Consider the following 14,981-nt stretch of genomic DNA (forward strand, 5'->3'; position numbering starts at 1 on the left):
TTATCAATGCCAATGGCGATTACGCGCTCTTTACTTCATAACCATGAATGCGTTTTTTATAAATTGCCTCCTACCTATTACCTGCTGTCTCATCAAAGAGTCAGTAACGAATTGATGTTCTATTGGGTGTTATGCTTCTTGGTCGATACTCTCTAATGCTGCAATGGCTTCTTTTTGCGATACATCGATCGGTTTTTTTTGTCCGCTCAATTTATCGAGATAGACCAAAACCGACTCACCGATCGCAACGACTTTTTTTAGTGCGGTACTATAATAGGTATATTCGTGCACCAGACTTGAGTTTCCGATTTTTTTGACCTTGACGCCGATCCACAACGTATCAGGATAAGCAACTGGAGTAAGGTATCGACATGACGAGGCTGCCATCACCGAAAACGTTTTTTCATTAAATAAACCAAGTCGCCTGTTGTAGTAGATACGAGCATTTTGAGAGTATTCGTAATAGACCACATTGTTGACATGACCAAAGGTATCCATATCACCCCATTCCACTTGCTGAGGGTAGATAACCGTAAAGTCGTGTAATGGATGACTGTCATCGCTAGTGACAGCCTCTTGTATTTCTGGAAATGTAGGAACCGCTTCCATAGCTTGTCTCTTTTTATTAGGCAGGTTTTGTTATATAGATGATGCGTGTGACTCAGGGTACTCATGACACACACCTCCCCCATCCCTAGCATTTATGCAGATACTAGGGTTTATATACGTCTTTTCTGTTAGTAAACTCGCTGTGATGGTGACAGGTCTATTTGGCTAGATAAGGTTTTCTGAATACATCGAGCGCATGCGTTTTTTATCGAGTTTACCGACGCTGGTTTTTGGCATCTCTGATAAGAACCTCACTTCACTTGGCACGCCATATTTTGGCAAATGACCTCTCTCAACCGCTTGATGACCCAATGCCAAAATATCTGTCGACGTTGTATCGGCATAGTCTGGTTTTAGCACGACCAATGCAAGAGGGCGCTCGCCCCAGCGCGTATCTGGGACACCAATTACCGCGATATCAGCAACGCTTGGGTGAAAGGATAGAATCGTCTCAACCTCGAGCGAGGACACCCATTCGCCACCAGACTTGATAACGTCTTTTAGTCTATCGGTGATGCTCAGCGTACCATCGGCGCTTATGCAGGCAATGTCTTGCGTATGCATCCAGCCGCCTTTCCATAGCGCATTGCCTGCATCGGGATTTTTAAAATAGCTTTGAGTTAGCCACGGCGCTCGTATCACAAGCTCGCCTGTCGACTCACCATCCATCGGTTGAGGTTGACCATTTTCGTCCCAGATTTCCATTGATACCAGCATGATGGGCGAACCTGACAGACAACGATAATTGAGATTGTCCTCTAGAGTCATTGACTCGGTTTTGTCATCGAATACCGCTCGAGACAGCACAGGACAGGACTCTGACATCCCAAACCCTGACATAAACTCAATACCGCACTCGATAGCGGCTTTAGCTAAGCCCTCGTTGAGCTTTGAGCCCCCTAGCAGTAGTTTGAGATTCTCAAATTTACGACCGCGTTCTGCCATTTCTTTGAGGAGCATTTGTAATATCGCAGGGACACCATGTGACAACGTAACCTTGTGCTCCTCGATCAAATCGACAAGCTTTGGAGCCAGATAGCGTCCCGGATACACTTGGTTTAGCCCTATCATGGTGGCGCCATATGGCCAGCACCATGCATGAACGTGGAACAAAGGCGTCATCGGCATGTAGACATCGTCGTAGCGAGCGCCTTGACCTTCAGCATTGAGCGCTGATGCCAAAGTGCTTGCCATCGTCTGTAGTACAATCTGTCGATGGGTAAAGAAAACTCCTTTTGGATCGCCTGTCGTCCCACTGGTATAAAAGGTGGTCGCAATGGTGTTTTCATCAAAATCTGGAAAATCAAACTCGTCACTAGCAGCTGCTAATAGCGCCTCATATTCACCGTCAACATAGTCAGGCAGCTCAGCTTTCTCACTACCTGCATATGCTTTATCATTCTCTGCATCATCTGCCCAGATCACATGCTCAATAGACGGCGCATCGTCACGGTAGTTTTTGATCATCGGCTCAAACTCAGCATTTAATAGTAGCGCTTTTGGCGCAGCATGATTGACGGTGTATAGCACTTTGTCTTCTGACAAGCGCACATTGACGGTTTGTAAAATCATGCCCGACATCGGCACGGCAAAGTATGCCTCAAGGTAACGATGACTGTCCCAATCCATGACCGCGACCACATTACCTGCCTGCAAACCCATGTTTTTTAAGACATTGGCCAAGCGATTGATACGCTTAAAAAACTCAGCATAGCTATAAGTCACTTTGTCCGCATAGCTAATGGTTTGGTTGGTAGAAGCGACTTTGGCACGGTTGAGTAGCTGCTTAATAATTAACGGAAACCCATACGCGTCTTCGGCCTGATGGTAGTTGTCATGTTGATTGAGTATGGTTGTCATAGTGTCATCCTTGATAATAAACTGTCCTTGATAATCAGTAATGTGGCGCGTGCTTTTAATATCAGACGCGCTCTATCACCATGGCAAGCCCTTGCCCGATGCCAATGCATAGGCTAACCACTGCATATTTGCCACCCGTACGCTGTAATTCTCGAGCGGTACTCAAAGCGATTCGTGCACCAGATGCGCCCAGCGGATGCCCGACCGCGATGGCGCCGCCATTAGGATTGACGCGCTTATCATCAAAATCAATATCCAACCCTTTTAGACAACCCAGTACCTGTGAGGCAAAGGCTTCATTGATCTCAATGACAGACATATCATCAAGGGTTAAATCCGCACGCTTTAGCGCCAGCTTAATCGCTTCAACAGGACCCACGCCCATGATGTTAGGCTCAACCCCCATCGCACCTGATGATAAGATTTTGGCAATGGGCTTAAAGCCTAGCTTCTCTTCTGCTTGTTTTGAGCCGATGATAAGCGCAGCTGCGCCGTCATTGATACCGGAGGCATTACCTGCTGTAACTATGCCATTTTCATTTAAAGGTTTAAGCTTTTGTAGCGCTGCAATATCGGAGCTGGCGCGGGGATGCTCATCATCTGTGATGACTTTTTCAGGCAACTTTTTACCTTGTGGGACGGTGATAGGCGTTATCTCATCGTCAAAGAATCCTGCTTGTTTGGCAGCTTGGTATTTGGCTTGCGATGCGGCGGCAAACTTATCGGCTTCCTCTCGCGTAATGCCGTATTTATGAGCAACATTGTCACCCGTCTGCGGCATGGTATCGCTACCGAACTGCTCAATAATCTTTGGGTTAGGAAAACGGCTACCGATGGTCGTATCAAATACTTTAAAGTCACGGCTAAACGGCTTTTCTGTCTTGGCAAAGACAAACGGCGCACGTGTCATCGACTCGACCCCACCCGCCAAAATAATATCCCCTTCATTGCACGTAATACTGCGAGCAGCATCGACCACGGTAGACAGACCTGACGCACATAAGCGGTTGACGGTCTGACCTGGCGTTCTTACGTCCAATCCTGCTAACAGAGCGGCATTGCGCGCAATATTGCGAGAATCCTCACCCGCTTGGTTGGCACTGCCTAGCAGCACTTCATCAAAAATATCGCTCGGCAATTGGTGTTTTTCGACCAGCGCTTTTATCACGGTGGCGACCAAATCATCAGGACGCACCGTTGCCAATGCACCGACATAGCGACCAAAAGGGCTTCTTAAGCCATCATAAATATAGGCATCTAACATAACGCTTCCTTGTTGTATTTTTTCACTTTAAATAAATGGTTTTATAACGATATTTTGTCGTTCTTATTAATAAATAGTCTGCTGAGTGAACAATGACACAGCCAGCTTGGCGCGGCGCTGTAACCAAGGGCTTGGGCGATAGCGTGGATCGCCTGTGAGCGCGTAGATACGCTCTAAAATGAGCAGGACACGCGAGGCACCAAGATGATCGCCCCAAGAGATCGGACCATACGGATACCCCAGCCCAAGTTTGACGGCATTATCGATATCCTCTGGCGTGGCAATCTTTTGCATGGCGATGTCACAGCCAAGATTGATTACCATGGCGACCACCCGCTGTGCCACAAAACCTGTACTTTCGGCAATCAGCGTGGCACTTCTCGCCTCCTGCGCATCTGCTTCACGACTATCTGAGCCTTTATTACCTGTGCTACTGCCAAATAATGCATAAGCTTGCGCCACGAATCGTTCTTGTGTGACGATGCTTGGCATCAACGTACGATGCTTTGTAAGCTCGGTAAGCATATCAATGGCAACGGCTTGCTTGGGATCGACCTGATAACGAATCGCGGCATTGGTCGTATCCTCGCCATAGATGGCGAGTAGCACCAAACTATCAGGGTGTGGTGTGTCGTTGTCATCGATAGTGACGTCATGAGCATTTAAGTAATCAATCAGCTGCGTTTTATCTTCTGCCAAATCAGCCCCAATCCAAACTGAGCTAATAGTCGCATCAGATACAAGCACTTCGGACGATTGATTTTGAGCGCTGTCCATTGGCAACTTCTGACCGTCTTGTTTTTTATTTTCTGTGTATTGATAAAAACCTTCACCAACCTTACGGCCGAGCTTTTTGCCTACCAGCATCTGACGGGTTAATGGATGGGGGCGATAGCGCGCTTCGTGATAAAACTGGTCGTAAATTGACTCCATCACGGGGTGTGACACATCGATGCCCGTCAGATCTAACAGCTCAAACGGCCCCATGCGAAAGCCTGCGCCCTCACGCAAAATACGGTCGATTTGCTCAAAACTTGCGACGCCCTCGCCCAGTATTTTTAACGCTTCGGTGCCATAGGCTCTGCCACCATGGTTGACGATGAAACCCGGTGTGTCTTTTGCGACCACGCCCAGATGACCCATCCGCTTGGCCAAATCAGTGAGCGCGTCAATAACTGATTGCTGAGTAGAAAGGCCCGGAATAATTTCTACAATTTTCATCAGTGGTACGGGGTTAAAAAAGTGAAACCCTGCCACGCGCTCTGGATATTCACAGTCAGCAGCAATTGCCGTGACTGATAATGAGGAGGTGTTGGTCGCCAAAATAGTATCGGGGGTAACCACACTTTCTAACTGGGCAAAAAGCTGTTTTTTGATGTCTAGATTTTCGATAATGGCTTCAACCACGATCTCAGCGGTCGCGATTTGGCTTAACTCTTGAACGACGGTTAAACGGCTTAGCATAGCCTGTAGCTCGTCATCGCTGAATTTGCCTTTAGCGGTGAGCTTTTCGAGCATGGCTTGCAAGGAGTGTCGCCCTTGATCAGCTGCGCCTGCTTTGGCGTCATATAAAAGGACTTGGATACCAGCTTGGGCAGCAATTTGGGCAATACCCATACCCATAATACCAGTGCCAACAATGGCAAGTGTATTCACGGTCATAATGATTCTCTACATAGTTTGCGATAGGAGTTGGTCGGCGTGGACAAAGGAGATAAGCGGCATCTGCCCCTTAATAGCCTTGATAGTCGGCTGAGCGCTTTTCCAAAAAAGCTTTGGCGCCTTCTTTTTGGTCATGCGTATCAAACAGAATCTGAAAGGCTTTACGCTCCAGTGCTAACGCGCCTTCTAAAGGCATATCAACACCCAGCGTTGCCACCTCCTTGATTTGCGCTAAGGCAATAGGAGAATAGTTTGATAGCTGCTCGGCAATCTCAATGGCGCGAGTGATGGTAGCCTCATCGTCGACGACTTCAGAGACCAGCCCCATTGTGTCCGCCTCATCAGCACTGATCATATCGCCAGTCAGTACCATCTTCATGGCCTTGTGTTTGCCAATGGCACGAAACAAACGCTGCGTGCCTCCTGCTCCTGGCATCAGTCCTATTTTGATCTCAGGCTGCCCAAATTTGGCAGATTTGCCAGCGATGATGATGTCAGTATGCATGGCCAGCTCACAGCCACCGCCAAGCGCATAGCCATTGACAGCCGCGATGATGGGCTTGCGGCAATGAGTAATGGCATCCCAATAGCGCTCGCTACGACGCAAATACATATCTGCTGTGCCAGTCGTCAAAAAATCATTGATGTCGGCACCAGCGGCAAACACCTTGTCACCACCTGTCAGCACGATCGCTTTGGTTTGTGGATCATCATTTAACTGAATGAACAAATCTGCCATTTGTTGGCGTAGCTCACTGTTTAGTGCATTGCGCACTTTGGGGCGATTCAGTCTAATGACACTCACGCCGTCTCCTTGTTTTTCACAAATAAGGATTTGCTCTTCCATGATCCACTCCTTAAACCTCATTCCGATATAAAGTACAAATACATAATAAAGTACAAAAACATATTAAAACGATTATTTTGAAATAAAAATATCGCTATGCGGTATTTAATATCAATATATACTGTTTATTTTGGTTTGTGAAGGGCAAAAATTGGTTAAATGAGAAAAATTATAGAGAATATTTACCATATTTATAATAAAAATACCGCAATGCGGTTTTTTAAACCAAAACTATTGTAATTTACTTATTCATCGATTATGCTAATTATCCAAGGACGTCACATGACTAACATCGTCAAAAAGCCGTTATGACTATCAGGTTAAAAACCATTATGAATATCAGTCATCAATCAAACAGGCATTTATCCAACAAGGAAGACTCATATGATTAGAGATAAAGAAACCCTCGACCATATCACTCATACCATCCGCAACTTCGTTAATGACCAACTCGTTCCTCTGGAGCACTGGGTGGCAGAAAACGATCGCCTACCAGAAGAGATCATTGAGCAGATGCGCGAGCTTGGGCTATTTGGGCTAACTATTCCTGAAGAGTACGGTGGTCTTGGTGTCACGATGGAAGAAGAAGTGACCTTGGCATTTGAGCTGGGACGCACCTCCCCTGCCTTTCGATCACTGATTGGCACCAATAATGGTATTGGCTCCTCTGGTCTTGTGATTGATGGGACAGAAGCGCAAAAGCAGAAATATCTGCCTCGCCTTGCCAGCGGTGAGATCATTGGTTCATTTTGCTTGACCGAGCCTGACTCAGGCTCAGATGCGGCCTCATTAAAGACAACCGCTGTTAGAGATGGTGATACTTATATCATCAACGGTACCAAGCGCTATATCACCAACGCCCCGCAAGCGGGTATCTTCACTGTCATGGCACGTACTGACCCACAAAACAAACGCGCTGGCGGCATTTCGGCATTTATCGTGGAGAGCGACACACCGGGTATTACTTTGGGCAAAATTGATAAAAAAATGGGGCAAAAAGGCGCGCATACCTGCGATGTCATCTTTGACAACTGTGTCGTGCCAGCCGATGCGCTCATTGGCGGTGTCGAAGGTGTGGGCTTCAAAACCGCGATGAAAGTTCTTGATAAAGGGCGCTTGCACATTGCAGCCGCCAGTACTGGCGCCGCCACTCGCATGCTAAATGATGCATTACATTATGCCGTCGAGCGTAAGCAATTTGGGCAGCCTATTGCCAGTTTTCAGCTCATTCAAGGCATGCTCGCTGACTCAAAAGCAGAGATTTATGCCGCCAAATCCATGGTACTAGATGCAGCGCGCCTGCGTGATGAAGGCAAAGATGTCGTGACCGAATCCTCATGCGCCAAAATGTTTGCCACCGAGATGTGCGGCCGCGTGGCGGATAGAGCCGTACAAATCCATGGCGGTGCAGGCTATATCGCAGATTATGGTATTGAGCGTTTTTATCGTGATGTGCGTCTCTATCGTTTGTATGAAGGTACGACCCAAATTCAGCAAGTCATCATTGCCCGCAACATGATCAAAGAAGCCAGCGAGTAATCTATCTCGCAGGCGTACTCACCAAAACACAAGGCGGTATTTGCTAGGATGCTGATGCCGTTCCCTTCTCTTTATAACTCAGACTTTGATTCTCACAACGATAAGGATATACATTGTGAAAAGTGTCGCTATAACGTCAGACCCAAGCGCAAGCGCGGTCCAAAAACAGCCTTGGAAGCTGGCCTTTGTTTTTTGTTTTTTGGTATTGCTATGTGATGGCGCTGACATCGGTATTCTTGCTTTTACCCTCTCTAGTCTCAAGCAAGAATTTGGATTGACCAATGTACAAGCTGGCGCGCTGGGCAGCTGGTCATTGTTTGGCATGGCTATTGGCGGGGTTTTTGGTGGCTGGGCCTGTGACCGCTTCGGACGGGTACGCGTGATCGTTCTGGCGACTGGGATGTTTTCTATCCTATCTGGTTTTAGTGGGCTTGTGCAGAGCTATGAGCAGTTTGTGGCACTACGATTTATTGCTTGCTTAGGGCTTGGCAGCTTATATATCGCCACCAACACGTTGATGTCTGAGATGGTGCCGACGAAGCATCGAACCACGGTACTTGCCGCGCTCATGACAGGGTTTACGCTCGGATCTTTGGTGATTACCAGCGTTTCAGCATGGATCATCCCTAGCTATGGCTGGCGCACCTTATATCTATTGACGTTTTTGCCACTGCTGCTAGCCATTTCCATGTACTTCTTAGTACCTGAGCCACAATCCTGGAAAGAGGCGCGTGCGCGCAAATTAAGCGGCGAAAAAGACACAACCAAAAAAGCGGAAAACCCTTACAAGGCTATCTTTGAAAACCCCAAGCATCGCATCATGTTTATATTGTGGTCGATGAGCTCAGGGTTGTTACTGTTCGGGTATTTTGGGGTAAGCAACTGGTTGCCGTCTTATTTAGAGACCGAGCTTGGAATTAAGTTTAAAGAGATGGCGCTATATATGGCGGGCACTTACTTGACCATGATGTTTGCCAAAGTAGTGGCAGGATTTATGGCGGATAAAATCGGCCGCAAGATCGTCTTTGCCTTTGGTACCATGGGTACTGCACTGTTTATCCCTATTTTGGTATACACGCACACCCCAGAGAATATTGGCTGGTTAATGATTACCTTTGGTTTTTTATACGGTATTCCTTATGCCATCAATGCCACTTATCTGACCGAGAGCTTCCCAACAGCTATTCGAGGGACAGCCATTGGCGGCGCCTTTAATATCGGACGACTTGGTTCTGTGATTGCCCCTGTTGCTATTGGCTATATGGCCATGCATAACTCCATCGGTGCAGGTCTGCTGCTGATGGCAGGTGCTTACTTCTTATGTGGTCTGATCCCAACCTTGTTTATCAAAGAAAAGCAGTATGATCCACAAGAGGCCTCATAAAATCTTTTATAATGCCGTTGACTCCCTATATTACGACCGTTCATACCGCATAGCGAAACAATCTCCCCATATCATGCTATGCTGAGAATATAAATGTACGGTAATATAGTATAATGAACAAGATAAACTGCCTTTGGTATGTGACTGTGAGTCAGTGATAAAGCCTATAATGAGTATTTGCTAAATACTTGTTCTATAGAGCAATACTGGCTCACGGTGACGCTAGGTAGTGATAATTTTACTATGCTTGTATGGACTGAATTGGGATAATAGACCGCCTATGACGAACGACACCCTTGCCAATGACGACCCTAATAATGAGATGCATATGGAGTTGTTAGAACCCATTGCAGAGATGCAGGGCAAAAACGACAGACAGTTTGTCACCGCGTTGGCTCGTGGTCTTGAGCTACTGCGCTGTTTTACCCCGAAGCGACCTTATCTGGGCAATCAAGAGCTGAGTCAACTGACAGGGATTCCTAAGGGTACCATCACTCGCCTCACCTATACCTTGGTCAAATTAGGCTATCTCAAACAGTCTACCACGAGCAGTAAGTATCAGCTCTCAACCGGTGTGCTTGGGTTTGGCTATACCATGATGACCAACATCTCCATCAACAATCTCGCCACCCCTTATATGGAAGAGCTGGCAGATTATGCCAATAGTGCGGTGGCCATGGCGACTCGCGATCGGTTGATGATGGTCTATCTCAATGTGGTGCAAGGGGCTGGTAGTACGACCATGCAGCGCAATATCGGCTCATACCTCCCCATTCATTTAAGCTCAATGGGACGCGCTTGCCTAGCGAGCATGCCGCCTGCTGAGCAAGAATTTATCCTAAATGCGATTCGCAATAAGTACAAGGATGATTGGCTAAAGATCAGACGAGGGCTAGACAAAGCCTTTCAAGATTATGAAGATTACGGCTATTGTTTTTCTATCAGTGAATGGCAAAAGGATGTCAATGCGGTCGCCATTGCGCTGATGCATCCGACGGAAGGTTTGCTCACGTTTAACTGCGGCGCGCCAAGTTTTATCCTGAGTCGCACCAAGCTAGAAGAAGATATTGCCCCTCGCCTGCTACATATGAAAAACATGATTGAGAGTAATCTATATATCAGCTAGCGTCACTTAAATGTAACCTATAAAAACAACCATTCATCCCCATCATGTATTCAAGCGCTAATCGTATAAGTCATTTATATTGTTTTTGTATTTTATTTTCCATGCCTTTAGGCACGTTTTTAAGGATTTACCATGAGCCAGCTTTTTTCGCCTTTGCAACTTGGGCAACTCACATTAGATAACCGTATTATCATTGCTCCTATGTGCCAATACTCTGCCAACAATGGCGCGGCAAGCGATTGGCATACGATTCATTTGGGCCAAATGAGTTTGAGCGGTGCAGGGCTACTTATTTTGGAAGCGACAGCGGTCAATCCGCAAGGGCGTATCAGCTATGCTGATTTGGGATTATGGGATGACAGGACGCAAGCGGCACTGGATAAAACGCTAACAGCAATCAGACAGTACAGCCCGATGCCGATAGGCGTCCAGTTGGCCCATGCTGGGCGTAAAGCGTCAACCAAAAAACCGTGGGACGGCGGCGGCTCGATTGCCCCTGATGAGGTAAATGGCTGGCAAACGGTGGCACCATCAGCGCTTACGTATGACGAAAACTCTACTGTACCCACAGCAATGGATCAACATGACATTGATGCGCTCATCAGCGATTTTGTCGATGCGGCAAAACGCGTAGATACGCTAGGGCTTGACTTGATTGAGCTGCATGGTGCGCACGGCTATCTATTGCATCAGTTTTTATCGCCGCTTTCTAACAAGCGTGATGATCAATACGGCGGCAGTCTTGAAAACAGAATGCGCTTGTTACTTGACGTGTTTACAGCGGTGCGCGCTGAGTTTTCAAGTGACAAGCCAGTGGGCGTGCGGGTTTCTGCAACCGATTGGGTCGAAGGCGGCTGGGACCTTACCCAAACGATCGAGCTGGCTAAAGCGTTAGAAGCGCTGGGCTGTGATTATATCCATGTGAGCACCGCAGGACTGAGCCCAGAGCAGCAAATCCCTGTGGAAGCGAGCTATCAAGTGCCTTTTGCTGCCGCGATAAAAGAAGCGGTCAATATACCTGTCATTGCCGTGGGCCTAATCACCGAGGCCGAGCAGGCAGAAAGCATTATTGCCAAGCAGCAAGCGGACGCGGTTGCCTTGGCACGCGGCATCCTCTATGACCCGCACTGGCCGTGGCACGCGGCGGCCGAGCTTGGCGCAACCGTCAAAGCGCCCAAACAATATCTGCGCTCAAGCCCGCACGGTAAGCCGTCTCCGATAGAGTAAGGGTACAAGTAGCACTGGCTCAATGGGTTATGACCGATTGAGCCTTTTTGTTATGAATAGGGTCGTTAGCGAGTACTTTTCAGCTCAGAGGTGGTTAAAATATTTTGCATAAATAAGAGATAAGTAGATATTAATATAGCTTAAGTGTTGATGGTCAGCTCAGGTATATGAGGAGAAGCTGGTAACGACTGCATTTTCGGCTAGTTTGGAAGAGCTGCTTGGTATGTGGCTCTCAGAGAATGAAGGCGCTAAGTTCTGGCTGGGTGTTCTTACCGAGCTTCAAAACCGCGGGGTACAAGATATTCTCATTGCCTGTGTCGATGGTTAAAAGGCTTCCCTGATGCCATTAACACCGTCTACCCCAACGCTCAGGTTCAGCTATGTATCGTGCATATGGTGCGTTACTCCATGAAGTTTGTGCCATGGACGGATAAGAAAGCCGCAGCGGCTGATTTAAAGGCTATCTACGGCGCTGATACGCTTGAGATAGCAGAGGCCAATCTTGAGCACTTTGATGAGACTTGGGGTGATAAGTAACCGCATGTGGTTAAGTCTTGGCGTAATAACTGGGAGGGCTTAACGGTGTTCTTTGGCTACCCTAAAGACATCAGAAAAGTGATTGATACCACCAATGCGATAGAGTCGCTAAACAGTGTGATTCGGACAGCGGTGAATAAGCGTAAAGTATTCCCCTCTGATCAAGCTGCATTTAAAGTGGTGTATTTAGCCACCCAGCAGGCATCTTCGAGGTGGTCGATGCCCATTCGTAACTGGACGTCTGCTTTGAATCGCTTTATGATTATGTTTGATGACCGTATTAGTAAGCATTTAATCTAAATGGCAGTTACACAGAATGTGGGATGCTCTCCATAATTCCAATAAACCACCCAATTGTAAACAATTGATTATCACTATCTAAAAATCTGGTAATAACCATCACCACTTAACCCATCACATTTACTCACAATTTGTATAGACCTTATCAAGAAAGCCTTACCATAACGACGCCAAAATCAGGCAATCACACCGCAAAATCGATCAATTAGCATTACTCCTAAACTTTCGGTTGCATCTGCTTATCATTACGCCTAGTATTTTCACCCTTAAAAGACTTTGCCCACACAAACCGTGGCTGATTCAATCCACTATTTCTCATCAAAAGGAAGATATGATGTCAACCAATACCGTTACTCTTATCGATGGCGGCTTAGGCCGGCCGAGAGCTAGAAAAACGCGGCGCACCTTTTCGTCAGCCTGATGGTCGGCGCTGGCGATGATCGAAGCCCCTGAGATCGTCCGTGACGTGCACCGTGCCTTTATCCAAAGCGGTGCATCGGTCATCACTACCAACAGCTATGCGCTGGTGCCGTTTCACATTGGCGAAGAGCGCTTTGCCAATCAAGCACAGGACTTGGCCGCGTCCGCAGGCGAGATGGCACGTGCTGCGGTCGAAATGGAAGAAAGACGGCAATACCAAAGTAGCAGGCTCTATCCCGCCGCTATTTGGCTCATACCGCGCTGACTTGTTTGACGCCGATCATGTCGAAGATATTGCCACCCCACTTATCAATGGCCTAAATGACCATGTGGATTTTTGGCTGGCAGAGACCCAAAGCCTGATCGCAGAGTCGGTTGCAGTTCGTGCGCTGTTAGACACGCTAGATACAGACAACAAGCCGCTATGGGTGTCATTCACGTTGGAGGACAGCGAGCATCTGGACGTACCGCGCCTGCGCTCAGGTGAGACGGTAAAAGAAGCGGTTGCTAAAATGGCGGATCTGAATGTAGAGGCGGTGTTATTTAACTGCTGTCAGCCAGAAGTCATCGATCAAGCACTCGATGTGGCACAGAGCGTGTTGCAAGATAAAGGCGCCACACAGATCAAGCTTGGCGCGTATGCCAACGCATTCCCGCCACAACCAAAAGACGCCACTGCCAATGATGGTCTTGATGAAGTGCGTGATGATCTCACCCCGCCTGCCTATCTAAAATGGGCAGAGCAATGGCAAACCCAAGGCGCGTCACTGATCGGCGGCGGCTGCGGCATTGGCCCTGAGCACATTCACGCATTGGGCCAGCATTTTACAAGTACTTCGACGACAGGGACAGGTACTTCGACCAAATAGAGACAGTGCGATGCAAAACGGACAAAAAATTGGGCTAACCATGCTCACCGCCATCGTCTTTAGCTCGATGGTTGGTGCAGGCATTTTTAGCTTACCGCAAAACATGGCCGAAGTGGCAGGCGTGAATGCCATCATCACTGCATGGATCATCACAGGCGTGGGTATTTTGTTCCTCGCAGGCTGTTTTTTGCATTTGTCACGCCTCAAGCCTGAGCTGGACGGCGGTATTTATACCTATGCCAAAACAGGCTTTGGCGATTTGGCAGGCTTCTTTTCGGCATGGGGTTATTGGCTGTGTGCGACGGTTGGCGTGGTCGGCTACTTGGTGGTGGCCTTTACCGCGCTTGGTAGCTTTATTGATACGCCAGAAGGGATTGTTTTTGGTGAAGGCAATACGATATGGGCGCTGGTCGGTGAGTCAATCATCTTGTGGTTGGTGCATTATTTGGTGATACGCGGCGTCAAGCAAGCCGCCTTTATCAATCTGCTGGCAACATTGGCAAAAAGCTTACCGCTGATTGCTTTTATCATCTTTGCCTATCTGACTTTTGATATGCAGACCTTTAACGCTGATCGTGCAGGCACGACACTCGACGTGCCCTTTATGGAGCAGGTTAAGGGCACAATGCTGATTACGCTCTGGGTGTTTACGGGTATCGAGGGCGCGATTGTGTTGTCGCAGCGTGCCAAGCGCCGCGCGGATATTGGGCGTGCCACATATATCGGTGTATTGTGTGCACTGGTTCTGTACGTTGCCATTACCCTGCTCTCGCTTGGGGTCATGAGCCGTATGGATGTGGCTTCCCTAACCAACCCATCGATGGCAGGCATCATGGCGCAGATGACGGGTAGTATGGGCAAATGGGTCATCAGTATTGGCCTCTTATCTGAGCTGGTTTCTTTATTCTGCCGAAGTACCCTTTACCGCAGCCAAGCACAATGCCTTTCCGCGCATCTTTACCAAGCAGAACGCGCAAGGCACGCCAACAGCATCACTGATGCTAACGAGCTTGACAGTGCAGCTGTGCTTGCTGATGATCTTTTTGACGGGCAAAGGCTATAACACCTTGGTGATTATCTCCACCTCAATGATTTTGATTCCTTACTTTTTGGTTGGAGCCTATTTGGTCAAGGTATCATTTGCCCAATCAGAGCGCTGGAGCATCAAAACCATCGGTCTGGGTGCAAGTGTCTATGGTCTGTGGCTGATTTATGCCGCAGGGGTAGAAAACCTGCTGTTGTCGCTACTGCTGTATATCCCAGGCTTAGCGATTTTTCACTACAGTCGCTATCAATCTCGGCTGCCGTCAAAACAAGCTAGTTAATACAAGTCATCT

General features: G+C 47.8%; 9 protein-coding genes and 3 pseudogenes. 7 read left to right on the forward strand and 5 right to left on the reverse strand.

Going from position 1 to position 14,981, the window contains the following annotated elements:
- Window positions 1-129 precede the first annotated feature (129 nt).
- The 5 genes from AC58CZ_RS10795 to AC58CZ_RS10815 form a co-directional block, all read right to left on the reverse strand.
- Window positions 130-609 (reverse strand): acyl-CoA thioesterase, encoded by a 480-nt coding sequence (locus AC58CZ_RS10795; protein WP_423726092.1) that lies wholly within the window; start codon window positions 607-609, stop codon window positions 130-132.
- Between the two features lie 165 nt (window positions 610-774).
- Window positions 775-2,469 (reverse strand): long-chain-fatty-acid--CoA ligase, encoded by a 1,695-nt coding sequence (locus AC58CZ_RS10800; protein WP_494224733.1) that lies wholly within the window; start codon window positions 2,467-2,469, stop codon window positions 775-777.
- 61 nt (window positions 2,470-2,530) lie between these two features.
- Entirely contained in the window at window positions 2,531-3,733 is a 1,203-nt protein-coding gene (locus AC58CZ_RS10805; RefSeq protein WP_494224734.1) for a 3-oxoadipyl-CoA thiolase, read from the reverse strand.
- Between the two features lie 66 nt (window positions 3,734-3,799).
- On the reverse strand, window positions 3,800-5,395 hold the full coding sequence (locus AC58CZ_RS10810; protein WP_494224735.1) for a 3-hydroxyacyl-CoA dehydrogenase: 1,596 nt from the start codon (window positions 5,393-5,395) through the stop codon (window positions 3,800-3,802).
- A 70-nt stretch (window positions 5,396-5,465) separates the two neighbouring features.
- Window positions 5,466-6,242, reverse strand: coding sequence for an enoyl-CoA hydratase-related protein (locus AC58CZ_RS10815; protein ID WP_494224736.1), 777 nt, complete (start codon window positions 6,240-6,242; stop codon window positions 5,466-5,468).
- Between the two features lie 384 nt (window positions 6,243-6,626).
- On the opposite strand from AC58CZ_RS10815, the gene AC58CZ_RS10820 reads away from it, so the two are divergent.
- The 7 genes and pseudogenes from AC58CZ_RS10820 to AC58CZ_RS10850 all read left to right on the forward strand — a co-directional run bounded on the left by AC58CZ_RS10820 (window position 6,627) and on the right by AC58CZ_RS10850 (window position 14,969).
- Complete coding sequence (locus AC58CZ_RS10820; protein ID WP_058025401.1) at window positions 6,627-7,781, forward strand: acyl-CoA dehydrogenase family protein; 1,155 nt, start codon at window positions 6,627-6,629, stop codon at window positions 7,779-7,781.
- A gap of 115 nt (window positions 7,782-7,896) precedes the next feature.
- Entirely contained in the window at window positions 7,897-9,165 is a 1,269-nt protein-coding gene (locus AC58CZ_RS10825) for an MFS transporter (RefSeq protein ID WP_071001514.1), read from the forward strand.
- Window positions 9,166-9,445: 280 nt separating this feature from the next.
- Entirely contained in the window at window positions 9,446-10,291 is an 846-nt protein-coding gene (locus AC58CZ_RS10830; RefSeq protein ID WP_071001513.1) for an IclR family transcriptional regulator, read from the forward strand.
- Between the two features lie 132 nt (window positions 10,292-10,423).
- Window positions 10,424-11,518, forward strand: coding sequence for an oxidoreductase (locus AC58CZ_RS10835; protein ID WP_494224737.1), 1,095 nt, complete (start codon window positions 10,424-10,426; stop codon window positions 11,516-11,518).
- Window positions 11,519-11,726: 208 nt separating this feature from the next.
- Window positions 11,727-12,355 (forward strand): annotated as a pseudogene (locus AC58CZ_RS10840) (IS256 family transposase); the annotation flags it as partial.
- A gap of 377 nt (window positions 12,356-12,732) precedes the next feature.
- Window positions 12,733-13,644 (forward strand): annotated as a pseudogene (locus AC58CZ_RS10845) (homocysteine S-methyltransferase family protein); the annotation flags it as partial.
- 10 nt (window positions 13,645-13,654) lie between these two features.
- A pseudogene (locus AC58CZ_RS10850) lies at window positions 13,655-14,969 on the forward strand (basic amino acid/polyamine antiporter).
- The last annotated feature ends 12 nt before the right edge of the window (window positions 14,970-14,981 follow it).

This window comes from Psychrobacter sp. CR212 (genome assembly GCF_059693765.1).